Annotated in this window: 25 protein-coding genes and 1 tRNA gene; 7 read left to right on the top strand and 19 right to left on the bottom strand. The window is 66.1% G+C overall.

All coding sequences use genetic code 11. From position 1 onward, the window contains the following. Window positions 1-39: 39 nt before the first annotated feature. The 13 genes from nuoF to WS92_RS16500 all read right to left on the bottom strand — a co-directional run bounded on the left by nuoF (window position 40) and on the right by WS92_RS16500 (window position 11,702). Window positions 40-1,350 carry an NADH-quinone oxidoreductase subunit NuoF gene (gene nuoF / locus WS92_RS16560; protein ID WP_006025107.1) on the bottom strand — a complete coding sequence of 437 codons (1,311 nt, stop codon included), beginning with the start codon at window positions 1,348-1,350 and terminating at the stop codon, window positions 40-42. Continuing rightward, on the bottom strand, window positions 1,347-1,832 hold the full coding sequence (gene nuoE / locus WS92_RS16555) for an NADH-quinone oxidoreductase subunit NuoE (protein ID WP_006025106.1): 486 nt from the start codon (window positions 1,830-1,832) through the stop codon (window positions 1,347-1,349). The genes nuoF and nuoE overlap by 4 nt, the downstream gene beginning before the upstream one ends. Before the next feature lie 167 nt (window positions 1,833-1,999). Next, a complete protein-coding gene (locus WS92_RS16550; protein WP_006025105.1) occupies window positions 2,000-3,253 on the bottom strand; it encodes an NADH-quinone oxidoreductase subunit D in 1,254 nt (417 codons plus the stop codon). Between the two features lie 9 nt (window positions 3,254-3,262). Continuing rightward, a complete protein-coding gene (locus tag WS92_RS16545; protein ID WP_006025104.1) occupies window positions 3,263-3,865 on the bottom strand; it encodes an NADH-quinone oxidoreductase subunit C in 603 nt (200 codons plus the stop codon). A 20-nt stretch (window positions 3,866-3,885) separates the two neighbouring features. Next, a complete protein-coding gene (locus WS92_RS16540; RefSeq protein ID WP_004186402.1) occupies window positions 3,886-4,365 on the bottom strand; it encodes a NuoB/complex I 20 kDa subunit family protein in 480 nt (159 codons plus the stop codon). 62 nt (window positions 4,366-4,427) lie between these two features. Next, window positions 4,428-4,787, bottom strand: coding sequence for an NADH-quinone oxidoreductase subunit A (locus WS92_RS16535; RefSeq protein WP_009911791.1), 360 nt, complete (start codon window positions 4,785-4,787; stop codon window positions 4,428-4,430). Between the two features lie 155 nt (window positions 4,788-4,942). After that, window positions 4,943-5,027: transfer RNA gene (locus WS92_RS16530), tRNA-Leu, on the bottom strand. A 108-nt stretch (window positions 5,028-5,135) separates the two neighbouring features. Continuing rightward, complete coding sequence (secG, locus tag WS92_RS16525; RefSeq protein WP_015600349.1) at window positions 5,136-5,513, bottom strand: preprotein translocase subunit SecG; 378 nt, start codon at window positions 5,511-5,513, stop codon at window positions 5,136-5,138. Window positions 5,514-5,598: 85 nt separating this feature from the next. Next, window positions 5,599-6,399, bottom strand: a complete 801-nt coding sequence (gene tpiA, locus WS92_RS16520; RefSeq protein ID WP_171845224.1) for a triose-phosphate isomerase — start codon at window positions 6,397-6,399, stop codon at window positions 5,599-5,601. Between the two features lie 59 nt (window positions 6,400-6,458). Beyond that, the gene (locus tag WS92_RS16515) at window positions 6,459-7,478 is read right to left on the bottom strand and encodes an NAD(P)H-quinone oxidoreductase (protein ID WP_059934736.1); all 1,020 of its coding nucleotides are present in this window, start codon (window positions 7,476-7,478) and stop codon (window positions 6,459-6,461) included. A gap of 116 nt (window positions 7,479-7,594) precedes the next feature. After that, window positions 7,595-9,736, bottom strand: coding sequence for a polyribonucleotide nucleotidyltransferase (gene pnp, locus WS92_RS16510; protein ID WP_006025098.1), 2,142 nt, complete (start codon window positions 9,734-9,736; stop codon window positions 7,595-7,597). 301 nt (window positions 9,737-10,037) lie between these two features. Next, window positions 10,038-10,307, bottom strand: coding sequence for a 30S ribosomal protein S15 (rpsO, locus tag WS92_RS16505; protein ID WP_004185828.1), 270 nt, complete (start codon window positions 10,305-10,307; stop codon window positions 10,038-10,040). A 105-nt stretch (window positions 10,308-10,412) separates the two neighbouring features. Next, window positions 10,413-11,702, bottom strand: a complete 1,290-nt coding sequence (locus WS92_RS16500) for a branched-chain amino acid ABC transporter substrate-binding protein (protein WP_059934735.1) — start codon at window positions 11,700-11,702, stop codon at window positions 10,413-10,415. Window positions 11,703-12,052: 350 nt separating this feature from the next. Between WS92_RS16500 and WS92_RS16495 the strand changes: the two genes are divergently transcribed. The 3 genes from WS92_RS16495 to WS92_RS16485 all read left to right on the top strand — a co-directional run bounded on the left by WS92_RS16495 (window position 12,053) and on the right by WS92_RS16485 (window position 15,230). After that, window positions 12,053-12,553, top strand: coding sequence for a hypothetical protein (locus WS92_RS16495; RefSeq protein ID WP_009911785.1), 501 nt, complete (start codon window positions 12,053-12,055; stop codon window positions 12,551-12,553). A gap of 449 nt (window positions 12,554-13,002) precedes the next feature. After that, the gene (locus WS92_RS16490) at window positions 13,003-13,638 is read left to right on the top strand and encodes a carbonic anhydrase (protein WP_059934734.1); all 636 of its coding nucleotides are present in this window, start codon (window positions 13,003-13,005) and stop codon (window positions 13,636-13,638) included. Between the two features lie 56 nt (window positions 13,639-13,694). Continuing rightward, window positions 13,695-15,230: a SulP family inorganic anion transporter gene (locus WS92_RS16485; protein ID WP_059934733.1), complete on the top strand. Its 1,536-nt coding sequence runs from the start codon at window positions 13,695-13,697 to the stop codon at window positions 15,228-15,230. A 143-nt stretch (window positions 15,231-15,373) separates the two neighbouring features. On the opposite strand, the gene WS92_RS16475 is transcribed toward WS92_RS16485, so the two are convergent. From WS92_RS16475 to WS92_RS16450, 6 genes are all read right to left on the bottom strand, one after another. After that, window positions 15,374-16,921: a 2-isopropylmalate synthase gene (locus WS92_RS16475; protein ID WP_006025093.1), complete on the bottom strand. Its 1,548-nt coding sequence runs from the start codon at window positions 16,919-16,921 to the stop codon at window positions 15,374-15,376. 359 nt (window positions 16,922-17,280) lie between these two features. After that, entirely contained in the window at window positions 17,281-18,153 is an 873-nt protein-coding gene (gene pssA / locus WS92_RS16470) for a CDP-diacylglycerol--serine O-phosphatidyltransferase (protein ID WP_009892204.1), read from the bottom strand. A 16-nt stretch (window positions 18,154-18,169) separates the two neighbouring features. After that, the gene (locus tag WS92_RS16465; protein ID WP_006025091.1) at window positions 18,170-18,820 is read right to left on the bottom strand and encodes a phosphatidylserine decarboxylase; all 651 of its coding nucleotides are present in this window, start codon (window positions 18,818-18,820) and stop codon (window positions 18,170-18,172) included. A gap of 121 nt (window positions 18,821-18,941) precedes the next feature. After that, on the bottom strand, window positions 18,942-19,958 hold the full coding sequence (gene ilvC / locus WS92_RS16460; RefSeq protein ID WP_006025090.1) for a ketol-acid reductoisomerase: 1,017 nt from the start codon (window positions 19,956-19,958) through the stop codon (window positions 18,942-18,944). 82 nt (window positions 19,959-20,040) lie between these two features. Next, window positions 20,041-20,532, bottom strand: coding sequence for an acetolactate synthase small subunit (ilvN, locus tag WS92_RS16455; protein ID WP_004186134.1), 492 nt, complete (start codon window positions 20,530-20,532; stop codon window positions 20,041-20,043). A 111-nt stretch (window positions 20,533-20,643) separates the two neighbouring features. Beyond that, window positions 20,644-22,407: an acetolactate synthase 3 catalytic subunit gene (locus tag WS92_RS16450; protein ID WP_006025089.1), complete on the bottom strand. Its 1,764-nt coding sequence runs from the start codon at window positions 22,405-22,407 to the stop codon at window positions 20,644-20,646. A gap of 396 nt (window positions 22,408-22,803) precedes the next feature. On the opposite strand from WS92_RS16450, the gene WS92_RS16445 reads away from it, so the two are divergent. Genes WS92_RS16445 through WS92_RS16430 form a run of 4 tightly spaced genes read left to right on the top strand, consistent with a single transcriptional unit; the run spans window position 22,804 to window position 25,082 of the window. After that, window positions 22,804-23,364, top strand: a complete 561-nt coding sequence (locus WS92_RS16445; protein ID WP_015601210.1) for an RNA polymerase sigma factor — start codon at window positions 22,804-22,806, stop codon at window positions 23,362-23,364. Continuing rightward, on the top strand, window positions 23,361-23,783 hold the full coding sequence (locus WS92_RS16440; protein ID WP_006025087.1) for a DUF3619 family protein: 423 nt from the start codon (window positions 23,361-23,363) through the stop codon (window positions 23,781-23,783). The genes WS92_RS16445 and WS92_RS16440 overlap by 4 nt, the downstream gene beginning before the upstream one ends. A gap of 30 nt (window positions 23,784-23,813) precedes the next feature. Further along, a complete protein-coding gene (locus tag WS92_RS16435; protein ID WP_015601828.1) occupies window positions 23,814-24,563 on the top strand; it encodes a DUF3106 domain-containing protein in 750 nt (249 codons plus the stop codon). A gap of 9 nt (window positions 24,564-24,572) precedes the next feature. Further along, window positions 24,573-25,082 (top strand): RDD family protein, encoded by a 510-nt coding sequence (locus WS92_RS16430; RefSeq protein WP_059934731.1) that lies wholly within the window; start codon window positions 24,573-24,575, stop codon window positions 25,080-25,082. The last annotated feature ends 50 nt before the right edge of the window (window positions 25,083-25,132 follow it).

Here is a 25,132-nt window from a genome sequence, read left to right as displayed (position 1 = left end):
CTCGACCGGGCGCTCGAATTCTGCAATCGGGTTGCGCCGTCAGGCCGCGGCCGCATGCGCGTGGCCGCCGACCATGCAGTGCTTGTGCTCGACGTGGTACGCGAATTCGTCCCAGTAGTGCTTGAGCATCCCGCGCACCGGCATCGCCGCCGCGTCGCCGAGCGCGCAGATCGTGCGGCCCATGATGTTCTCCGCAACCGAGTTCAGCAGGTCCAGGTCTTCCTGGCGGCCCTCGCCGTGCTCGATGCGGTTCACGACGCGATACAGCCAGCCCGTGCCTTCGCGGCACGGCGTGCACTGGCCGCACGACTCCTCGTAATAGAAGTACGACAGGCGCAGGAGCGAACGCACCATGCAGCGCGTCTCGTCCATCACGATCACCGCGCCGGAGCCGAGCATCGAGCCCGCCTTCGCGATCGAATCGTAGTCCATGTCGGTCTGCATCATGATGTCGCCCGGGATCACCGGCGCCGACGAGCCGCCCGGAATCACGGCCTTGATCTTCTTGCCGCCGCGCACCCCGCCCGCGAGCTCCATCAGCGTCGCGAACGGCGTGCCGAGCGGAATCTCGTAGTTGCCCGGGCGCTCGACGTCGCCCGACACCGAGAAGATCTTCGTGCCGCCGTTGTTCGGCTTGCCCATCTCGAGGTAGTTCTGCGGGCCGACGGCCAGCAGGAACGGCACCGCGGCGAACGTCTCGGTGTTGTTGATCGTGGTCGGCTTGCCGTACACGCCGAAGCTCGCCGGGAACGGCGGCTTGAAGCGCGGCTGGCCCTTCTTGCCCTCGAGCGATTCGAGCAGCGCCGTTTCCTCGCCGCAGATGTACGCGCCGTAACCGTGGTGCGCATGGAGCTGGAACGAGAAGTCCGAGCCCATGATCTTGTCGCCGAGGAAGCCCGCGCGGCGCGCTTCGTCGAGCGCCGCCTCGAAGCGGCGATACACTTCGAAGATCTCGCCATGAATGTAGTTGTAGCCGACGGTGATGCCCATCGCGTACGCGCCGATGGCCATGCCTTCGATCAGCGCGTGCGGGTTCCAGCGCAGGATGTCGCGATCCTTGAACGTGCCCGGCTCGCCCTCGTCCGAATTGCAGACGAGGTACTTCTGCCCCGGAAACTGGCGCGGCATGAAGCTCCACTTCAGGCCGGTCGGAAAGCCCGCGCCGCCGCGGCCGCGCAAGCCCGACGCCTTCACGTCGGCGATCACCTGCTCGGGCGGAATCTTTTCTTCGAGGATGCGGCGCAACTGCTTGTAGCCGCCGCGCGCGACGTAATCTTCGAGACGCCAGTTCTCGCCGGTGAGGCCGGCGAGGATCAGCGGTTTGATGTGACGATCGTGGAGGGACGTCATTTCGAGAGCTCCTCAAGCAGCTGGTCGATCTTCTCGCGGCTCATGAGGCTGCACATTTTATGGTTGTTGAGCAGCAGCACCGGCGCATCGCCGCACGCGCCGAAGCACTCGCCTTCCTTCAGCGTGAACTTGCCGTCCGGCGTGGTTTCGCCGAAATCGATGCCGAGCTTCTGCTTCAGATAGGCGGCCGTCGCCTCGGCGCCGCCGTGCGGCCCGAGCTGGCACGGCAGGTTCGTGCAGAGCGTGATCTTGTGCTTGCCGACGGGCGCGAGCTCGTACATCGTGTAGAACGTCGCGACTTCCTGGACCGCGATGGCCGGCATGCCGAGATAGTCCGCGACGAACTGCATCAGTTCGGGCGACAGCCAGCCATGCTCTTCCTGAGCGACGGCCAGCGCCGACATCACAGCGGACTGTTTCTGATCGGCGGGATACTTCGCGATCGCTCGATCGATTTCTTTCAGGCCTTCAGCTGAGATCATTTTCAGACACGACTCTTTCAATTCCTACCGCACGAACAACCTGCCGCATGACCGATGCGGCAGACCTGGCGCTCACTGTTGACAGCTTGTTGCGACGGCGCGCTCGAATGCGCGCCGCGTGTGACTCGCCGCTCGCCACCCGGCCGGGCCGGCGAGCGGCGCGACCGTCAGCGGTCGATTTCGCCGAACACGATGTCCTGCGTCCCGATGATCGTGACGGCGTCGGCGATCATGTGCCCGCGCGCCATTTCGTCGAGCGCGGACAAATGGGCGTAGCCCGGCGCGCGAATCTTGAGCCGGTACGGCTTGTTCGCGCCGTCCGACACCAGATAGATGCCGAACTCGCCCTTCGGATGCTCGACGGCGGCGTACGTTTCGCCCTCGGGCACGTGAAAACCTTCCGTGAAGAGCTTGAAATGGTGGATCAGATCCTCCATGTTCGTCTTCATGCCGACACGCGAGGGCGGCGCAACCTTGTGATTGTCGGTGATCACGGGGCCGGGATTCTTGCGAAGCCACTCAATACACTGTTTCGCGATACGCGTCGACTGGCGCATCTCCTCGACGCGCACCAGATAGCGGTCGTAGCAATCGCCGTTCACGCCGACGGGGATGTCGAAGTCGAGGCGGTCGTACACTTCGTACGGCTGCTTCTTGCGCAGATCCCACGCGATACCGGAGCCGCGGATCATCGGGCCCGTCAGGCCGAGTTGCAGCGCGCGCTCCGGCGACACGACGCCGATGCCGACGAGACGCTGCTTCCAGATCCGGTTGTCGGTCAGCAGCGTTTCGTATTCGTCGACGCACTTCGGGAAGCGCGTGAAGAAATCGTCGATGAAATCGAGCACCGAGCCCGAGCGCGCCTCGTTCATCTTCGCGAGCGCACGCTCATTGCGGATCTTCGACGCCTTGTATTGCGGCATCGCTTCCGGCAGATCGCGATAGACGCCGCCCGGACGGTAATACGCCGCGTGCATGCGCGCGCCGGACACCGCCTCGTACACGTCCATCAGGTCTTCGCGCTCGCGGAACGCATAAAGGAACACCGCCATCGCGCCGACGTCGAGCGCGTGCGCGCCGATCCACATCAGATGGTTCAGCACGCGCGTGATTTCGTCGAACAGCACGCGGATGTACTGCGCGCGCTCCGGAACGTCGATGCCGAGCAGTTTCTCGATCGCGAGCACGTAGCCGTGCTCGTTCACCATCATCGACACGTAGTCGAGACGGTCCATGTACGGCACGGACTGGATGAACGTCTTGTTCTCGGCGAGCTTCTCGGTCGCGCGGTGCAAGAGGCCGATGTGCGGATCGGCGCGCTGGATCACTTCGCCGTCGAGCTCGAGCACGAGGCGCAGCACGCCGTGCGCGGCGGGGTGCTGCGGACCGAAGTTGAGCGTGTAGTTCTTGATTTCAGCCATGACGCCCCCTTAATGTTTCAGACCGCCATAGCGATCCTCGCGGATCACGCGCGGCGTGATTTCGCGCGGCTCGATCGTCACCGGCTGGTACACGACGCGCTTCTCTTCCGGGTCGTAACGCATTTCGACGTAGCCGGAAACCGGGAAATCCTTGCGGAACGGGTGACCGATGAAGCCGTAGTCGGTGAGGATGCGGCGCAGGTCGGGGTGGCCTTCGAACACGATGCCGTAGAGGTCGAACGCTTCGCGCTCATACCAGTTCGCCGAGCTCCAGATGTCGACGACCGACGGCACGATCGGCAGATCGTCATCCGGCGCGAACACGCGCACGCGCAGGCGCCAGTTGTTCGCGACCGACAGCAGGTGCAGGACGGCGGCAAAGCGCGGGCCGTCGTAGGCGCCGTCGCCGTAGGTTTGATAGTCGATGCCGCAGAGGTCGATCAACTGCTCGAAGCCGAGCGAGCGATCGTCGCGCAGTTGCTTCGCGACTTCGAGGTAATCACTCGCCTTCACGACGAGCGTGAGCTCGCCAACCGCTTCGACGAGGCTCACCGCGCGCGCGCCGAGCGCGGCTTCGAGGTTCGCCTTGAGGGTCTCGATTTTGCTTGCCATGTTGTGGGGTGCTCGATGCTTTATTGACGGGCGATGGTGCTCGTGCGGCGGATCTTCGCCTGCAACTGGATCACGCCGTAGACGAGCGCCTCTGCGGTCGGCGGGCAGCCGGGAACGTAGACGTCGACGGGCACGATCCGGTCGCAGCCGCGAACCACCGAGTACGAGTAGTGGTAGTAGCCGCCGCCGTTCGCGCAGGACCCCATCGAGATCACCCAGCGCGGCTCGGCCATCTGGTCGTAGACGCGGCGCAGCGCGGGCGCCATCTTGTTGCAGAGCGTACCCGCGACGATCATCACGTCGGACTGGCGCGGGCTCGGACGGAACACGACACCGAACCGGTCGAGGTCGTAGCGGGCGGCGCCCGCATGCATCATTTCCACTGCGCAGCACGCGAGCCCGAACGTCATCGGCCATAGCGAGCCGGTACGCGTCCAGTTGATCAGCTTGTCAGCCGTGGTGGTGACAAACCCTTCCTTCAAGACCCCTTCGATACTCATTTGCTTTCCACTCCAGACAGGCGGCGACGCGTGGCCGCCCATGCAAACCGGCGATTAGCCCGTCACTCCCAGTCGAGGCCGCCCTTCTTCCAGATATAGGCAAAGCCGAGCAGGAATTCGAGCAGGAAAATCATCATTGCGACGAAACCGGGCCAGCCGATTTCGCGCAGGGCGACGCCCCACGGAAACAGGAATGCGGTTTCGAGATCGAAGATGATGAACAGAATCGCAACGAGGTAGTAGCGCACATCGAACTTCATGCGCGCGTCCTCGAACGCCTCGAAGCCGCACTCATAGGGCGCGTTCTTCTCGCTGTCGGGCTTGTTGGGACCGAGGATCTTGCCGATGCTGACCAGCGCTATACCTAAACCAGTGCCCACCAGGAGGAACAACAAGACGGGGTAATAGGCTGCGAGGTTCAAGGCTATCCTCTATTGGTTGGTTCCGAGCGTTCCGGAGAATAACACCGTTCCGGGGAAAGGATCATTTCGGACTACCGGAGAACCCAAGCTGAGCGCAAGGGTAGCCCAGAAATGAAAAATGCCAGCCACACGAAGCGGCTGGCATTAAGTAACTTTGGTGCCGACGGCGAGACTCGAACTCGCACAGCTTTCGCCACTACCCCCTCAAGATAGCGTGTCTACCAATTTCACCACGTCGGCACTGCATGCAACCCGGGAGGAAACTTCGTATCCCGCGAATCGCTTCAAGAACAAAATTCTAACCCGGTTCCCTGAATTGTTCAACGCACAAACGCGTTTTTTTTAAATTTATTTCGGCACGTCCTGACCCGGCGCAGACGCAGCCGACACGGCAGCCGGCGCGGATGCGGCAGGCGCCCGCGATGCGGCGGGCGCCGACGCGGCGGGCGCGGGCGCTGCGCCGAGCACGCCGACCGACGGCGCCGACTTGTACGAGCCGAGGTAGGTCAGCGCGAGCGTTGCGATGAAGAAGATCGTCGCCAGAACCGCCGTCGTGCGCGACAGAAAGTTCGCGGAGCCGGTCGCGCCGAAGAGGCTGCCCGAGGCGCCGCTGCCGAACGCCGCGCCCATGTCGGCGCCCTTGCCATGCTGCAGCAGCACGAGGCCGATCACGCCGAGCGCGGACAATAATTGAACCACAATGATCAAGACTTTCAGATACGGCATACATTCACCTGTTTGGTTTCAGGCAACCGGCGCATCTGCCGGCCACCCCGATATTCTTCGTTCTTCGCGCGCGGCCCGCGAACGCTTACTGCGCTGCCCGGCAGATCGCCAGGAAATCCCCGCTCTTCAACGACGCACCGCCGATCAGGCCGCCGTCGATGTCCGGCTGGCCGAACAGTTCGACCGCATTGTCGGCCTTCACGCTGCCGCCATACAACAGCGACACGTGCTCCGCGCCCTTCGCCGCGAGCCGTCCGCGCAGGAACGCATGTACCTGCTGCGCCTGCTCGGCCGTCGCGCTCCTGCCCGTGCCGATCGCCCATACGGGCTCGTACGCGACGACGATGCGCGCCGCCTCGTCCGACGACAGCACCGCGAGCACCGCGTCGAGCTGCGTGCCGACGACCTGCTCGGTCGCGCCCGCTTCGCGCTCGGCGAGCGTCTCGCCGACGCACACGACGGGCGTCAGCCCCGCGGCGAGCGCGCGCTGCGTCTTCGCCGCGACCGTCTCGTTCGATTCGCCGTGATACGCGCGGCGCTCCGAGTGCCCGACGATCGCATAGGCCGCGCCGAACTCCGCGACCATGCCGGCCGCGACTTCGCCGGTATAAGCGCCCTGCTCGTGCGCGGACACGTCCTGCGAGCCCCACGCGACACGCCCGCCGTGAAGCTGAGCCTGCGCCTGCGCGAGATACGGGAACGGCACGCACACGCCGATGCCGACGTGCTCGCGCACCGCTTCCGCGCCCTGCGCGACTTCGTTCAGCAATGCCTGGTTGCCGCTCAGGCGACCGTGCATCTTCCAGTTGCCGATCACCCGCTTGATTCTTTGTTTCGACATCGTATGTCTCGTCGTGGACGCGCCGAAGCCGGGCGTCGTGTTCATCTGGCGAAGCGAACCCGCGATTTTACTGCGACGCTAGAGAACCGGTCAAACGACCGATGTCAAGCGTTCGCACCCCAATCGAGCACGATCTTGCCGACGTGCTCGCTGCTTTCCATCAGCGCATGCGCGTCAGCGGCCTGCGCGGCCGGCAGCGCGCGATAGACGACGGGCTTCACGCGCCCGTCCTCGACGAGCGGCCACACGCGCGCCTTCAGTTGCGCGGCGATGCGCGCCTTGAATTCGACGGGGCGCGGCCGAAGCGTCGAGCCCGTGATCGTGAGGCGCCGCCGCAGGATCTCGGCCACGTTGATTTCCGACTTCGCGCCGCCGAGGAGTGCGATCACGACGAGCCGCCCGCCGTCCGCGAGCGCCGTCAGTTCGCGCGGCACGTACGCGCCCGCGACCATGTCGAGAATCACGTCGACGCCGCGATCGTGCGTGAGCGACTTCACGACCTCGACGAAATCCTCAGTCTTGTAGTTGATCGCGCGCTCCGCGCCAAGCGTTTCGCAGGCGCGGCACTTGTCGTCCGTGCCCGCAGTCGCGAACACGCGAAAGCCGAGTGCATGCGCGATCTGGATCGCCGCCACGCCGATGCCGCTCGAGCCGCCCTGCACGAGGAGCGTTTCCTGCGCGCCGCCCTCGCCCGCGCCCAGTTGCGCGCGATCGAACACGTTGCTCCAGACGGTGAAGAACGTCTCGGGCAGCGAAGCGGCCTCGATGTCGGTCAACCCCTTCGGCACCGGCAGACACTGCGCGAGCGGCGCCGCGACGTATTGCGCATAGCCGCCGCCCGCGAGCAGCGCGCAGACGCGGTCGCCGAGCTTCAGCCCGAACGGGTTCGCCGCGGGATCGGACAGATCGCCGCCGACGATCGCGCCCGCCACCTCGAGACCCGGCAGATCCGATGCGCCGGGAGGCGGCGCATAAGCGCCCTTTCGCTGGAACACGTCCGGGCGGTTGACGCCGGACGCCGCCACCTTGATCAGCACCTCGCCGCGCTTCGGCTCCGGCTGCGGCCGCTCCGTCAGCTTCAGCACGTCCGGCGCGCCGAATTCGGTGATTTCGATCGCTTTCATGCACGTCGCTCCAAGATCGTGACGGGTTTGCGCGTGCGATGCCGCACCCCGCAAACCGGTCCATCCTGTGAAAAACGGCCGGCGCGCGTTCGCGCTGCCGGCCGTCGCCTTGCCGCTTACTGCTGCGGCGGCGTGTCCGTCTGGGCGGCCGCTTCGTTCAGCAGCGCCTTCGCCGACAGGCGCACGCGCCCCTTCTCGTCCGTCTGGATCACCTTGACCTTCACCTGCTGGCCTTCCTTCAGGTAGTCGTTGATGTCCTTCACGCGCTCGTTGACGATCTCGGAGATGTGCAGCAGACCGTCCTTGCCCGGCAGCAGGTTCACGATCGCGCCGAAATCGAGGAGCTTCAGCACCGTGCCTTCGTACACCTGACCGACTTCGATCTCGGCCGTGATGTTCTCGATGCGCTTCTTCGCCTCGGCCATGCCTTCGCTGTTCGTGCTCGCGATCGTCACGACGCCGTCGTCCGAAATGTCGATCGTCGTGCCGGTTTCTTCCGTCAGCGCGCGAATCACCGAACCGCCCTTGCCGATCACGTCGCGGATCTTTTCCGGGTTGATCTTGATCGTGATCATGCGCGGCGCGAATTCGGACAGTTGCGTGTTCGCACCCGCGACCGCTTCCTTCATCTTGCCGAGGATATGCATGCGGCCTTCCTTCGCCTGCGCGAGCGCGACCTGCATGATTTCCTTCGTGATGCCCTGGATCTTGATGTCCATCTGCAGCGCGGTCACGCCTTCCGCCGTGCCCGCCACCTTGAAGTCCATGTCGCCGAGGTGATCTTCGTCGCCAAGGATGTCGGTCAGCACCGCGAACTTGTTGCCTTCGAGGATCAGACCCATCGCGATGCCCGCGACGTGCGCCTTCATCGGCACGCCGGCATCCATCAGCGCGAGGCAGCCGCCGCACACCGACGCCATCGACGACGAACCGTTCGACTCGGTGATTTCCGACACGACGCGGATCGAGTAGCCGAATTCGTCGGCGCTCGGCAGGCACGCGACGAGCGCGCGCTTCGCGAGCCGGCCGTGGCCGATTTCGCGGCGCTTCGGCGAGCCGACGCGGCCCGTTTCGCCGGTCGCGAACGGGGGCATGTTGTAGTGGAGCATGAAGCGGTCGCGGTACTCGCCTTCGAGCGCGTCGATGATCTGCTCGTCGCCCTTCGTGCCAAGCGTCGCGACCACCAGCGCCTGCGTCTCGCCGCGCGTGAACAGCGCCGAACCGTGGGTGCGCGGCAGCACGCCCGTGCGGATCTCGATCGGACGCACGGTGCGCGTGTCGCGGCCGTCGATGCGCGGCTCGCCGCCCAGGATCTGGCCGCGGACGATCTTCGCCTCGAGGTCGAACAGGATGTTGCCGACGGTTGCCTTGTCGGCCGCGACCGTGCCGGCCGCCAGCGCGTCTTCTTCCAGCTTCGCCGACGTCGCCGCGTACACTTCCTTCAGCTTCGTCGAGCGCGCCTGCTTGTCGCGGATCTGGTAGGCGGCGAGCAGTTCCGGCTGCGCGAGCTCGGTCACGCGCGCGTTCAGCGCCTCGTCCTTCGGCGCCGGCTGCCAGTCCCACTCGGGCTTGCCGCCTTCGCGCACGAGCTCATGGATCGCGTCGATCGCGGTCTGCATCTGCTCGTGGCCGAACACGACCGCGCCGAGCATCACGTCTTCCGGCAACTGATCCGCTTCGGATTCGACCATCAGCACCGCACGCTCCGTTCCCGCGACGACGAGGTCGAGGCGCGACGCCTTGATCTGCGCGCGCGTCGGGTTCAGCACGTATTCATTGTTCACGTACGCGACGCGCGCGGCGCCGACCGGGCCGTTGAACGGCAGGCCGGACACGGCGAGCGCAGCCGATGCGCCGATGAGCGCCGGGATGTCGGCCGGAATTTCCGGGTTCACCGACAGAACGTGAATCACGACCTGCACTTCGTTGTAGAAGCCCTCCGGGAAGAGCGGGCGCAGCGGCCGGTCGATGAGGCGCGAGGTCAGCGTCTCGTGCTCCGACGGACGGCCCTCGCGGCGGAAGAAGCCGCCCGGGATCTTGCCGGCCGAGTAGGTCTTCTCGATGTAGTCGACGGTGAGCGGGAAGAAATCCTGGCCCGGCTTCGCCGACTTCGCGCCGACGACGGTCGCGAGGACGACGGTGTCCTCGATGTCGACGACGACGGCGCCGCTAGCCTGGCGCGCGATTTCGCCGGTTTCGAGGCGCACCTTGTGCTGGCCCCATTGGAATTCCTTCACGACTTTATTGAACAGAGACATGGTCGCTCCTTTTCGTTCGTTATCGAACGCCGTGCGCGGACGAGGCCGGCGCGGCGATGGCGCGACCGGGCCACATGGGAAGAGGTGTGTTTTTTATGCCATTCCAGCGCCTTGCTCGCCGCCCGGCGTCGTGCGGGACGCGAACAGCGCGCTGGAATGACACAAAGCTCAACCCTTGTGCGCCTGGCCGGTTGTGGGCTTCGACAGCCCGGCGGCAAGCATCGTGCATGCCGCGAAAAAACAAAATGCCTGTATCAGCAGACTGACACAGGCATCTTGCTGGAGGCGAGCAACGCCCCGATTACTTGCGCAGACCCAGCTTCTCGATCAGCGCGCGGTAGCGGTCGGCATCCTTGCCCTTGAGGTAGTCGAGCAGCTTGCGGCGGCGGCTCACCATGCGCAGCAGGCCGCGGCGGCTGTGGTGGTCCTTCGCGTGGGTCTTGAAGTGACCCGTCAGTTCCGTGATGCGCGCCGTCAGCAGTGCGACCTGCACTTCGGGCGAGCCCGTATCGTTGGCGCCGCGCGCGAACTGAGCAACAACTTCCGACTTCTTGATATCAGCAACAGACATTTGATTTCCTTTCGACTGAACAGGCGGACACGGAAGAAAGGCCGTGCCGTGATTTGCAACCGGCGCGCATTGTAGCACAAGTCGCACGGCCGGCGAACCCCGCCTTCACGGGCGTTTCATGCGGCATGCAGCGGGCGCCGCGTCCCGCGCGGGAGGCAGCTCGTGCACCGTCCGGAACCCGTAGCCCGACCCCGCGTTGTCGAAACGCACGCCCGGCGCGCCGGCGCGATCCATCTCGATCACGTAAAGGGGTTGGATCAACTGGTGATCGGCCGCGCGCATCTGCGCCGGATGGAATCCGTCGTCGTATCGCATTCCTTCGAGCGCCTTCGCAACCGCGACCGGATCGGCCGAGCCCGCACGCGTCATCGCCGCCGCGACCATCTCGACCATCTCGCTCATCCGCCGCACCGGATAATCGTCCTGCGGCGCCGGAAAGCGCGCGCGGAACGCCCGGTAGAACGCATCGGACTGCGCGCCGCCCGCGTTTGGATGCCAGTCGGCGACCGCGAGCACGCGCTTCACGCCCGCGTCGCCGAGCGCGGCGGGCGCGTCCAGACTGTTGCCGTAGAACGTGTAGAACTTCGTCGCGAGCCCCTGCTCGCGCGCCGCCCGCACGAGCAGCGTCAGATCGTTGCCCCAGTTGCCCGTCACGACCGCGTCCGCGCCGCTCGCGCGAATCTTCGCGACATACGGCGCGAAGTCCTTCACGCGCCCGATCGGATGGAACTCGTCGCCGACGATCTCGATGTCCGGCCGGCGCGCCTTCAGCGCGGCGCGCGCGAGCGTGCTGACGTCGTGCCCGAAGCTGTAGTCCTGATTGAGCAGGTAGACCTTCCCCACCGCGCGGTCGCGCGCGAGCACGTCGGCGAGCGCGTCCATTCGCATGCCTGCGTGCGCGTCGAAGCGGAAGTGCCAGAAGCTGCAGTCCCGGCCCGTCAGCGCGGGATCGTCGGCCGAATAGTTGAGGAACAGCGCGCGGCGCCCAGGGTCGCGCGCGTTGTGCTTGTCGAGCGCGGCCACGAGCGCCGCCGCGACGGCCGAGCCGTTGCCCTGCGCGATGAAACCGATCCCCTTGTCGGTCGCCGCGCGCAACTGGACGAGCGCGTCCTCGACGCCGCCCCTGCTGTCGAGCACGACGAGCTCGAGCGGATGGGCGCCGTCGCGCAGCCGCACGCCGCCTTGCGCATTGACGCGCTCGACGCCGAAGCGCAGATTGCGCTCGACCGCCGCACCCGCGTTCGCGAACGGCCCCGACATCCCCTCGACAAGCGCGATCCGGATCGGCTCGGCCACCGCAGTGAGCGCCTCACCGGCCGCCGCGAGCGACGGCGGCATCGTCAGGGATAGCGCCGCCGAAGCGGCGGCGGCAAAACGCATCCAGTAGGAAGACATCGCGTGGTTTCCTGCGCAGTCCGTTCGTCGAGCGCAGGATCATAGGCGAGCGCACGCCGGACGGGCAAGCCGCGCGGCGCGCGGTCGCATCGGCGGACACGTCGCATGACGGGTGCTGGCGCGGATATCGGTCGCCCGGACGGCCGGCCAGCCGATTCGATCGGGTCTGCCGTTCCCGCCCCGCCCGCTCGCGATTACGATGCACGGCCCGCACCGGGCGCCGGGTCCGCCGAACCGCACCGGAGCACCCCGCCCCGCGAGCGCCGCGGCGCAAACTTTTCCGGGCCGGCACGCGCACGCGAACGTCCGCCGTGATAAAACGTCGCCATTCCCGCCTCATGGAGAAACGCATGTTCGCTCGTCTCCCGGTTCTGTTCGCTTGCGCGGCGGCGCTTCTCGCCGGCTGCGCGCAACCGTGGCAGCAATTTCGCGCCGGTGATGACTCGTCGGCGATCGTCGCCCGAATGGGGCCGCCGCGCGAAGTCTACGATCTGCCGAACGGCGGCAAGCGCCTGATGTGGCCGACGCAGCCGATGGGCGAAGTCACGACGGCCGCCGACATCGACGCCCACGACCGCATCGTCAACGTGCGGCAGGTGCTGCAGCCGCTCGAGTTCTATCGCGCCGAGATCGGCAAGTGGACCAGGACCGACGTGCTCGTGAACTTCGGCCGCCCTGTCGAGACGTCGTACTTTCCGCTGATGAAGCGCGAAGTGTGGACGTACCGCTACCTCGAAGACAACGTCTGGTACATGCTCTACAGCTTCTACTTCGACGACGACGGCATCCTGCGGCTCACGCAAAAGACACCCGACCCGCTGCACGACCCTGATCGCCGCACGCTGTTCTGAGATCTCCCGCCGCCGGCCGCCCGACCGGCGCATCCTTTCAGAAAGTCTACGGAAAGTCATTTGGCGCGCACGGATTCTCAAATGACTTTTTTATCATTTTCTCATTAGCTTTTTAAAATTCTTGTCATTTTTCCTGACGCGCCAATATCCATTCCGCCGCGTCGACGAAATCAAGAACAAAACATCCACCCCTCCCCGCCAGCCCCGCTGGATGGGCGTCTCACGCCCATTTCGGTGCGACATGCACCCTTTGCGGCAGCTCGACATTCATGATTGGTGCAATCGTCCGAGCCTCGAAAACAAATTGCAACAAAATATTTCAAGTTGAACTTCCGATTACGAGTTACCCCTAATATCACTCGCAACAACCTTTCAATCTAGAAAGCAATCAGTTCCGCGCCGATGCATCTTTGCGTCGCCGCCATCGCACGCATAGGAAGGAATCCTCAATGAATCGCCCGAAAAGCATGCTCGTCGCCAACATCGCCTGGGCCTGCGAGACGTCCGAGCGCTCGCCCGACTTCTTCGACGCGCTGTCGCGCGGCCAGAACCCGCGCGTGCTGTGGATCGGCTGCGCCGACAGCCGCGTGCCGGCGGAGGCCATCACGCAGAGTGCGCCAGGCGAACTATTCGTTCACCGAAACATCGCGAACATCTTCCAGCCCGACGACGACAACTGCGCAAGCGTGCTCGAGTACGCGGTCAAGGTGCTGAAGGTCGATCACGTGATCGTCTGCGGGCACTACGGCTGCGGCGGCGTGCGCGCGTCGCTCTTGCCTCCGTCGCCCGAGCTGCCGCACGTGAACCGCCGTATCGCGCCGCTGTGCGCGCTCGCCGCACGCCATCGCGCGGAACTCGACGGCGTGCCGCCCGACGAGGCCGCCGACCGGCTCGCCGAGCTCAACGTGCTCGAGCAGGTCCGCCTGCTGCGCAGCTCGCCGATCATCCGCGGCGCCGATCCCGCCCCGCTCGTGCACGGCTGGATCTTCTCGCTCGCCGACGGCCGCCTCAAGGAACTGGCGTCAGGCTACGCGGCGCCCGAACGGCCGCCGCGAGCCGAACGCGCAGAAGCCGCGGCCGCCTGACCGGCCGGCGCCGCGGCACCGCCACCCGGCCTCAACCCGTTTTTCCTCCGCTCACTATGAAGACTCTACGCGCTTCCTTGTCCACGTTTCCGCGCGATTTCGTGGCCGGCACCGTCGTGTTCCTCGTCGCGCTGCCGCTCTGCCTCGGAATCGCCAACGCATCCGGCGTCGAACCGTTCGCGGGCCTCGTGTCCGGCATCGTCGGCGGCCTCGTCGTCGCCGTGCTGAGCGGCTCGCCGCTGTCCGTCAGCGGCCCCGCGGCGGGCCTCGTCGTGATCGTCGTCGACGGCATCGCGCAGCTCGGCAGCTTCCAGGCGTTCCTGCTCGCCGTGCTGCTGTCGGGCGTCATCCAGTTCGGCTTCGGCCTGCTGAAGGCCGGCCGGTTCGCCGCGTACGTGCCGTCGCCCGTGATCAAAGGGATGCTCGCCGCGATCGGCATCCTGCTGATCGTCAAGCAAGCGCCGTTCGCGCTCGGCCTGTCCGGCGACGGCGACGCGCCGGGTCACGCGATGTTCGCGTCGGGCGCGATCGCGCTCGCGTCGCTCGCGCTCCTCGCCGTCTGGGAAACGCGCGCGATGCGCCGCTTCGCGTTCGTGCGCGTCGTGCCCGCGCCGCTCGCCGTCGTGATTCTCGGCATCGGCGCCACGGTCCTGCTCGGCTTCGTGTCGCCGAACTTCGCGCCGCCCGCCGAGCACCGGGTCGCGCTGCCCGAACTCGCGTCGCTCGCCGCGCTCGGCGACGCGCTGAAGACCGTCGACCTCGGCCCGAACTTCGCGTACCTGCTGAGCCCGGACGTGTGGCGCATCGCGATCACGATTGCCGTCATCGCAAGCCTCGAAACGCTCTTGAGCCTCGAAGCGGTCGAGCAGATCGACCCGAAGCGCCGGCCGTCGCAGCCGAATCGCGAGCTGAAGGCGCAAGGCGTCGGCAATCTCATTTCGGGCGTGATCGGCGGCCTGCCGATCACGTCGGTGATCGTGCGCAGCTCGGTCAACGTGAATGCGGGCGCGCAGAGCCGGATGTCGGCGATCGTGCACGGCGTGATGCTCGTCGTCAGCGTGTTCGCGCTCACCGGGCTCCTGAACCTGATCCCGCTCGCGAGCCTGGCGGCGATTCTAATCCACACGGGCTTCAAGCTCGCGAAGCCGGGGCTCTTCACGTCGGTCGCGAAACAGGGTCCGGGCGCATTCCTGCCGTTCGCGGCGACGATCGCGGGCGTGCTCGCGATCGATCTCCTCGCCGGCATCGCGCTCGGCCTCGCGTGCTCGGTGTTCGCGGTCGCATGCGCGAACCTGCGCAGCCCGGCGACGCTCGCGCAGCACGACGACCACTATCTGCTGTCGTTCCGCAAGGACGTATCGTTTCTCGGCAAGGTCCAGATCAAGCACTATCTCGCGCAAATCCCGGATCGGGCGGTCGTCATCATCGACGCGACCCGCGCCGACTACATCGATCACGACGTGCGCGAGCTGATCGACGCGTTCGTCGCGGAAGCGCCGCGGCGCGACATCACGGTCGACTATCGGCGCCAGGTTCATCACGTGCGCGGCGCGGGCTTGCGCTGGTTCTTCCGCAGCCCGACCGCGCAGTAAGCGGCGCAGCGTGCACATGAGCCGGCGCGCGCCGGCTCGTCACGCCGCAAGCAAAAACGCCCCGCGAGGCCTTCGGCCCGCGGGGCGTCGTTCATCGCGGCGCGGCGGCGATGCCCGCCGAGCACGCGCGGGCGCGACATGCGCTACGCGCGTTGCGGATTCAGCTTGTCTGCGTTCGAGTGCAGCTTGTTGAGCGCGGCGATATACGCCTTCGCCGACGCGGCGACGATGTCCGGATCGGTGCCGACGCCGTTGACGATCCGCCCGCTCTTCGACAGACGCACCGTCACCTCGCCCTGCGCCTGCGTGCCCGTCGTGATCGCGTTGACCGAATACAGCAGCAGCTCGGCGCCACTGCCGACCTCGGTCTCGATCGCGTTGAACGTCGCGTCGACGGGACCGTTGCCGCTCGCCTCGCCCGCCACCTCATCGCCGTCGACGGCGAACACGACCTTCGCCTGCGGCCGCTCGCCCGTCTCCGAGCGCTGCGCGAGCGACACGAACTTGTAGTGCTCGTGCTCCTGCGCGAGCGCCGATTCCTCTTCGGTGACGATCGCGATGATGTCCTCGTCGAAGATCTCGGCCTTGCGGTCGGCGAGATCCTTGAAGCGCGCGAACGCCGCGTTCAGCTCGGCTTCGCTGTCGAGCGACACGCCGAGCTCCTGCAGGCGCTGCTTGAACGCGTTGCGCCCCGACAGCTTGCCGAGCACGATCTTGTTCGCGGTCCAGCCGACATCTTCCGCGCGCATGATCTCGTACGTGTCGCGCGCCTTCAGCACGCCGTCCTGGTGGATGCCCGACGCGTGCGCGAACGCGTTCGCGCCGACCACCGCCTTGTTCGGCTGCACGACGAAGCCCGTGATCTGCGACACGAGCTTCGACGCCGGCACGATCTGCGTCGTGTCGATGCCGAGATCGAGGCCGAAGTAGTCCTTGCGGGTCTTCACGGCCATCACGATTTCCTCGAGCGACGTGTTGCCCGCGCGCTCGCCGAGGCCGTTGATCGTGCACTCGACCTGGCGCGCGCCGCCGATCTTCACGCCGGCGAGCGAGTTCGCGACCGCCATCCCCAGATCGTTGTGGCAGTGCACCGAGAAGATCGCCTTGTCCGAATTCGGGATGCGCTCGCGCAGCGTCTTCACGAGGTTGCCGTACAGCTCCGGCACGCCGTAGCCGACGGTGTCCGCGATGTTGATCGTCGTCGCGCCCTCGGCGATCACGGCCTCGAGCACGCGGCAGAGGAAATCCATGTCCGAGCGGCTGCCGTCTTCCGGCGAGAATTCGATGTTGTCGGTGAACTTGCGCGCGAAGCGCACCGCGAGGCGCGCCTGCTCGTACACCTGGTCCGGCGTCATCCGCAGCTTCTTCTCCATGTGCAGCGGCGACGTCGCGATGAACGTGTGGATCCGGAAGCTGTTCGCGGGCTTGAGCGCATCCGCCGCGCGCTGGATGTCCTTGTCGTTCGCGCGCGCGAGCGAGCAGATCGTGCTGTCCTTCACTTGCGACGCGATCGCATGGATCGCGTCGAAATCGCCGTTCGAGCTGGCCGCGAAGCCGGCTTCGATCACGTCGACCCTCATGCGCTCAAGGTGCTTCGCGATGCGGATTTTCTCTTCCTTCGTCATCGACGCACCGGGCGATTGCTCGCCGTCGCGCAACGTCGTGTCGAAAATGATCAGCTTGTCTGTCATGGGGACTCCAGGTGTCGAATGGGGAAACACACGTGATGAAGCTCGCGCCACCGCAGGCGACGCTAGACAACAGACGAAGCTCGACGGAGGGCGAAAACGGTCAGCGCGGCAGGCGCGCCAAGGCTAGCGCGCGTAGCGGCGCACCGGCTAGAAGAAGGAAGAGGCGGGAAAATGCGGTCATGCCGACGAATATAGCGGCATTCCCGGCCGCGCGCAATCGGCGCTTTTATCGAGGGCCGGAACGGCGCCCCGCGCGGCGGACGGGCAAGAAAAACGGCGGCCTTGCGGGCCGCCGTTCTCGGGACGTCCGGCGAGATCCGGACGCGCCTCCCGGCGCCGTTCCGGCCGGGAGGCGCCCGTCAGTGCTCGCGCTGCGACGAGCGCGCCGGATTCGCGCGGCCGCGCACCGCCATATAGGCCCAGAACACGTAGCCGGACAGCCCGTACAGCACGAAGAGGCCGAACAGCATCAACGGCGGATCGGACGACACGAGCACGAACGCGACAACGACGAGCAGGATCGCCGCGAACGGCACCCGGTGCCTGACGTCAAGCGCCTTGCCGCTGTAGAACGGCGCGTTCGACACCATCGTCACGCCCGCGTAGATCGTCAGCACGAATGCGACCCACGGCAGCCAGCCGAGCTTCATCGGCACGCGGTTGTCCGTCGCGAGCCACACGAAGCCCGCGATCAGCGCCGCGGCGGCCGGGCTCGGCAGCCCCTGGAAGAAGCGCTTGTCGACGACGCCGATGTTCGTGTTGAAGCGCGCGAGCCGCAGCGCGGCGCCCGAGCAGTAGACGAACGCGGCGAGCCAGCCCCAGCGCCCCAGATCCTTCAGCACCCACTCGTACATCACGAGCGCGGGCGCGACGCCGAACGACACCATGTCCGACAGGCTGTCGAACTGCTCGCCGAACGCGCTCTGCGTGTGCGTCATGCGCGCGACGCGGCCGTCCATCCCGTCGAGCACCATCGCGGCGAATATCGCGATCGCGGCGGTCTCGAAGCGCACGTTCATCGCCTGCACGACGGCGAAGAAGCCGCAGAAGAGCGCGGCCGTCGTGAACGCGTTCGGCAGCAGATAGATGCCGCGCGTCCTCAAAAACTGCTGGCGCGCGGCGCGCCGGCTCTCGACCGGCGCGACGTCCTGCGCGACCGATTTGTTGTGACGAAACGACCGCGGCCACGGGGCATTGCCGTTGCGCGGCCGGCGCGGTTTGAATGCGGCCATCGATACGTCTTCCCGATTACTGTTGTTCGGGCAGTTCGGCGAGGATCGTCGACGACGCGGACACCTTCTCGCCGATCGACACGCGCGCCCGGCTGCCCTTCGGCAGATACACGTCGACGCGCGAGCCGAAGCGGATGAAACCATAGCGCTGGCCGCGCGACAGCGGCTCGCCCGCGCGCACGTAGCAGAGGATCCGGCGCGCGACGAGGCCCGCGATCTGCACGGCCGTCACGGTGTGGCCCGAGCCTGTCTGGATCACGACCGCGTTGCGCTCGTTCTCGGCCGACGCCTTGTCGAGCGCGGCGTTCAGGAACGCGCCAGGGAAATATTCGACCTTCTGCACCGCGCCGTCGACGGGCGAGCGCTGCGAGTGCACATTGAACACGTTCATGAACACGCTGATCTTCAGCGCTTCGCGATTCGCGTACGGATCGTGCGCCATTTCGACCGCGACGATGCGCCCGTCGGCCGGGCACAGCACCGCGTTCGCCTGCGTCGGAATCGCGCGCGGCGGATCGCGGAAGAACTGGACCACGAAGACGAGCAGCAGCCAGAACGGCCACGCGAGGCCGAACCCGCCGACGGCGTGGATCAACAGCGCGACGACGGCCGCGATCGCGATGAACGGCCAGCCTTCGCGCGCGATGATCGGATGAGGATAGTTCATGGTTCGTTCTTCGATGAATTGCAAAGCCCGTAGGATAGCAAAAGCCGCCCTCGGCTCCGGTGCCTTCGGGCGGCTTTTTGACGCCGGCCCTCGATTCGAGGGCCGGATATCGATGCGCAGCTTAGTTCTTCGACTGGTCGACGAGCTTGTTCTTCGCGATCCACGGCATCATCGCGCGCAGCTTCGCGCCGACCTGCTCGATCTGGTGCTCGGCCGTCAGGCGGCGGCGCGACTGCAGCGTCGGCGCGCCCGCCTTGTTCTCGAGGATGAAGCTCTTCGCGTATTCGCCCGTCTGGATATCGGTCAGGCACTGCTTCATCGCCTTCTTCGTCTCTTCGGTGACGACGCGCGGGCCCGTCACGTACTCGCCGTATTCGGCGTTGTTCGAGATCGAGTAGTTCATGTTCGCGATGCCGCCTTCATAGATCAGGTCGACGATCAGCTTCAGCTCGTGCAGGCACTCGAAGTACGCCATTTCCGGCGCGTAGCCCGCTTCGACGAGCGTCTCGAAACCGGCCTTGATGAGCTCGACGGTACCGCCGCACAGCACGGCCTGCTCGCCGAACAGGTCGGTTTCCGTCTCCTCGCGGAAGTTCGTTTCGATGATGCCGGCACGGCCGCCGCCGTTGGCCGCCGCGTACGACAGCGCGATATCGCGCGCCGCGCCCGACTTGTCCTGCGCGACCGCGATCAGGTGCGGCACGCCGCCGCCCTGTGCGTACGTGCCGCGCACCGTGTGGCCCGGCGCCTTCGGCGCGACCATGATCACGTCGAGATCCGCGCGCGGGATCACCTGGCCGTAGTGGACGTTGAAGCCGTGGGCGAACGCGAGCGTCGCGCCTTCCTTGATGTTCGCGTGCACTTCCTGCGCGTAGACGGCGGCGATCTGCTCGTCGGGCAGCAGCATCATCACGACGTCCGCGCCCTTCACGGCTTCGGCGACTTCCTTGACCGCGAGGCCGGCGTTCTCGGCCTTGCTCCACGACGCGCCGCCGCGACGCAGACCGACCGTCACGTTCACGCCGCTGTCCTTCAGGTTCAGTGCGTGCGCATGGCCTTGCGAGCCGTAACCGATGATCGTCACCTGTTTGCCCTTGATGAGGGAGAGGTCGGCGTCCTTGTCGTAGAAAACTTTCATGATTGTTCCTTCGCTGATTCAGTGAAATTCGTAAGTGAGGCCGGGCTCTGACGGCGCACCCGGCGCGTTCGTCGCGGCGGCGTCAGACCTTCAGAATGCGCTCGCCGCGACCGATGCCCGAGCTGCCGGTGCGCACGGTTTCGAGAATCGAGCCCGCGTCCAGCGCCTGAATGAATGCGTCGAGCTTGTCGCTCGCACCCGTCAATTCGATCGTGTAGGTCTTCTCGGTCACGTCGATGATGCGGCCGCGGAAAATATCCGCCATCCGCTTCATTTCTTCGCGCTCCTTGCCCACTGCCCTCACCTTGATGAGCATCAGCTCCCGCTCGATGTGTGCACCGTCGGTCAGGTCCACCACTTTCACCACCTCGATCAGGCGGTTCAGATGCTTCGTGATCTGTTCGATCACGTCGTCGGAGCCGATGGAGACGATGGTCAGGCGCGACAGCGACTGGTCTTCGGTCGGCGCCACCGTCAAGGTTTCGATGTTGTAGCCGCGTGCCGAGAACAGACCGACGACGCGCGACAGCGCGCCCGGTTCGTTTTCCAGCAGGACGGAAATGATGTGTCTCATGTTCGCTTCTTCCAGAAATATCCCGTGTCGTTGCGTATCGCGCAGCACCCGCCGCGTGCCGCGCCGCCCTTCGTGAAGGCGGCCGCCCGCGGCCTCGGGCGCCTCGCGCCGTTACAGATCTTCCGATCCGAGCAGCATCTCGGTGATGCCCTTGCCGGCCTGGACCATCGGCCAGACGTTCTCGGTCGGGTCAGTCTGGAAGTCGAGAAACACGGTGCGGTCCTTCAGGCGCAGCGCTTCCTTGAGCGCCGGCTCGACGTCCGCGGATTTTTCGATGCGCATCCCGACGTGGCCATACGCCTGCGCGAGCTTCACGAAATCCGGCAGCGCATCCATGTACGAATGCGAATAGCGCTTGCTGTATTCGATCTGCTGCCACTGGCGGACCATGCCGAGATAGCGGTTGTTCAGCGAAATGATCTTCACCGGGGTGTCGTACTGCTTGCAGGTCGACAGCTCCTGGATGCACATCTGGATCGAGCCTTCGCCCGTGATGCAGACGACTTCGTCGTCCGGGTGCGCCATCTTGACGCCCATCGCGGCGGGCAGGCCGAAGCCCATCGTGCCGAGGCCGCCCGAATTGATCCAGCGGCGCGGCTTGTTGAAACGGTAGAACTGCGCGGCCCACATCTGATGCTGGCCGACGTCCGAGCAGACGAACGCGTTGCCGTCGGTGAGCTCCCAGAGCTTCTCGACGACGTATTGCGGCTTGATGATCTCGCTCTTGCGGTCGTATTTCAGGCAATCCTTCTCGCGCCAGCTCTCGATGTCCTTCCACCATTGCGCGAGCGCCTCGGTGTCCGGGCCGTGCTCGGCCGTCTGCAGTTGCTCGATCAGCTCCTTCAGCACTTCCTTCACGTCGCCGACGATCGGGATGTCGACCTTCACGCGCTTCGAAATCGACGACGGGTCGATGTCGATATGGATGATCTTGCGCGGACGCGACGCGAAGTGGCCCGGATCGCCGATCACGCGGTCGTCGAAGCGCGCGCCGATCGCGATCAGCACGTCGCAGTGCTGCATCGCCATGTTGGCTTCGTAGGTGCCGTGCATGCCGAGCATGCCGAGGAATTTCTTGTCCGACGCGCGATAGCCGCCCAGGCCCATCAGCGTGTTCGTGACCGGATAGCCGAGCAGGTCCGCGAACTGGTTCAGTTCGCGCGCCGCGTCGGCGAGGATGATGCCGCCGCCCGTGTAGATGTACGGACGCTTCGCGGACAGCAGCGACGACACCGCCTTGCGGATCTGCCCCGAGTGGCCTTTCGTGACCGGGTTGTACGAGCGCAGCGACACGCTCTTGACGGGCTCGTACTCGCACGGCGTCTTCGAGATGTCCTTCGGGATGTCGATGAGGACGGGACCCGGGCGCCCGGTGCGCGCGATGTAGAACGCCTTCTTGACGGTTTCCGCGAGCTCGCGCACGTCCTTCACGAGGAAGTTGTGCTTCACGCACGGCCGCGTGATGCCGACGGTGTCGCACTCCTGGAACGCGTCCTGGCCGATCGCCGCGGTCGGCACCTGGCCGCTGATCACGACGAGCGGGATCGAATCCATGTAGGCGGTGGCGATGCCCGTCACCGCGTTCGTCACGCCCGGGCCGGACGTGACGAGGCACACGCCGACCTTGCCCGTCGAGCGCGAGTACCCGTCCGCGGCGTGCACGGCGGCCTGCTCGTGGCGCACGAGCACGTGTTGAATCTTGTCTTGCTTGTACAGCTCGTCGTAGATGTAGAGGACCGAGCCGCCAGGGTAGCCCCAGATGAATTCGACGTTCTCGTCGGCCAGTGCCTTCATGAGCACGGTGGCGCCGATGGAGCCGGTTTTCTGAGGGGAAAGGGATTCCGACGTGGAGAATTCCGCGCTGGGCATGTTCATCTTGGACCTTTCGAATTTTCGGCAAAAAATTGATCGGGTGCTCTCTGCCGGGCTTGTGGCTCGGGTTCAAGCGGCGCGTCCAGTTGAAAGGCGGGCTTCATGGGCCAGCCTCAAATGTGACCATCACTCATGTTGCGAACTGGCAACGATAGCGGCTCGCCGGCGGGCGGTCAAGCGGAAAATCCCGCGGCGCATCAATCGCCTGCGAATCGCCTGCGAGTAGCGGCGGCGAACGCCCGGCCGGCGGCGGCGGCAAACCGCCGCGCACGCCCCTTCCGGCGGCCCAACCGCCCGAACTGGATGCCGTTCGCCGCGAAAATTTGTTAGCATCCGCGAGTTTTACGAATTTTTTCCGATCTTTTCACGCCGCAAGAACGCAGCGCAGACCTTTACGGAATGGCATCAGACAAGGAACTCGCGGACTTTCTGGCGGGCGTCGAAAGGCGCGCGTTCAAGCAGGCTGCGTACACGGTGCGCGACGACGACGCGTCGCTCGACATCGTGCAGGACGCGATGATTCGGCTCGCGGAGAAATACGGCGACCGCCCGGCCGCCGAATTGCCGCTGCTTTTTCAACGGATCCTTCAGAACGCGATCCACGACCATTTCCGCAGACAAAAGGTGCGCAACACCTGGGTCAGCCTGTTCTCGTCGCTGAACAACACCGACGACGACGAGTTCGACCCGCTCGAGACGCTCGAGTCGGCGGACGGCGACGGCGTCGAGAGCGGCGAGACGCGGCTCGAGCGCGAGCAGGTACTCGCCCTCATCGACGACGAAATCCAGAAACTTCCGGCGCGTCAACGGGAAGCCTTCCTGATGCGTTATTGGGAGGATATGGATGTCGCCGAGACAGCCGCCGCCATGGGGTGTTCGGAAGGCAGCGTCAAGACGCACTGCTCCCGGGCCACTCACACATTGGCGTTGGCGCTCAAGGCCAAAGGAATCACGCTATGAGCTCCGCTCCCGCAACGAAAGAAGAACTCGATTTCGCCCTCAAGGTGCGTCGCGCGCTCGACGAGCGCGCGGCCTCGCTGCCTGCCGCGACGACGGATCGGCTCGCCGCCGCGCGCCGCGCCGCGCTCGCGCGCAAGAAGCCCGACGCCGCGGTCGTGCTCGTGCCGGCGCTCGCCGGCAGCGCCGGCACGCTCGAGCTGCGCCCGCCCGGCGAGCCGCGCAAGTCGCTCGCGCGCCGGCTCGCGCGCGCGTGGCCGCTCGCGCTGCTGCTCGCGGGGCTCATCGGCATCGCGTACTGGGAAGACATGCAGCGCACGGCGGAGCTCGCGGACATCGACGCCGCGATGCTGAGCGACAACCTGCCTCTCACCGCGTACCTCGACCACGGGTTCAACGCGTACCTTTCGCACACTCACTAACGCCAACGCATCAAGAAGAGGAACGCACGGGTGAGTCAAAAACGGGGATTGGCTGTCTTTTTCGGTTGCGTGATCGCGCTCGTCGTCGCGTACGCCGCCACCTACCCGCGCTTTCACCCACAACCGGCCGCGGTGGCGGCGGCGAGTGCGCCCGCTATCGCATCGGCCGCGATCGCGCTGTCGACCGACTTCCCGCCGCTGCCGCCCTCGGGCCCGCTCTCCTGGGCGCGCCTCACGCCGCAGCAGCGTGTCGCGCTCGCGCCGTTCGCGAATCAATGGGATTCGTTCAGCGACGAGCGCAAGCGCAAATGGCTGAAGATCGCGGCGCGCTTCCCGAAAATGTCGCCTGATGCGCAAAAGCGTCTGCAGGAACGGATGACCGAGTGGGTCCGGATGACGCCCGAGCAGCGCCGCGTCGCGCGCGAGAACTATCTGGTGTCGAAGGACCTGTCCGCGCAGGCCCGCGAAAAAGCCTGGAAAGCTTACCAGCAGCTATCGCCCGAGCAGAAGGAAAAGCTCGCCGCGGCCGAGCGCCGGCGCCGGCCGACCGTCGTCAGCGCGCCGCCCACCGGCAAGACCGACCGCGACATCAACCGGCTCGTCAACGCGCACGACCGCCATCCGGCGAGCGCGCCCACCGCGAGCATCGCGCCGCCCGCAGCGAGCGCGCCGGCCGCGGCGCCCGTGCCGGCGTCGGCCGCAACGACGGGCGCCGCCACGCCGCCCGCGCCGACGCCCGTCTCGCCGTCCGAGGCGCCGTCGCTCTTCAACGGCTCGTAAGCCTCCTTCGTGACAGCGCCCGCGCTCCCGTCCGAGCCGCCGCCGCCGAGCGTGCGCCGCCGGCTTGCCGCCCTCGCGTACGAGGGCCTGCTGCTCTTCGGCGTCGTGTTCTTCGCGGGCCTCGCGTTCGGCGTGACGCTGCGGCAGCGCAACGGCCTCGATCATCACAACCTGCTCGCCGGATGGATCGCGCTCGTCGTCGGCGCGTACTTCGTCTGGTTCTGGACGCACGGCGGCCAGACACTGCCGATGAAGACGTGGAGGCTGCGCGTCGAGACCGCGCGCGGCGCGCCGCTGTCGGCGGGCCGCGCGCTCGTGCGCTACGCGCTCGGCTGGCTGTGGTTCCTGCCGCCCCTCGCGCTGCACCCGCTCGCGGGCTTCCCGGTGCCTCGCACGCTCGCCGCGACGGCCGTCTGGTTCGTGCTGTGGGCGCTCGCCGCGCGCCTGCACCCGAGCCGCCAGTTCCCGCACGACCGCCTCGCCGGCACCCGCATCGTCGACGCGCCCCGCCGCGGCTGAATCCCCGTAATAAGAACGTCTCGTGACTGTCACGGCACAGTCACGCCCGC

The organism is Burkholderia sp. MSMB1588, from assembly GCF_001546925.1.
Classification (GTDB): domain Bacteria; phylum Pseudomonadota; class Gammaproteobacteria; order Burkholderiales; family Burkholderiaceae; genus Burkholderia; species Burkholderia humptydooensis.
This window is presented reverse-complemented; position numbering and strand designations above follow the sequence as displayed.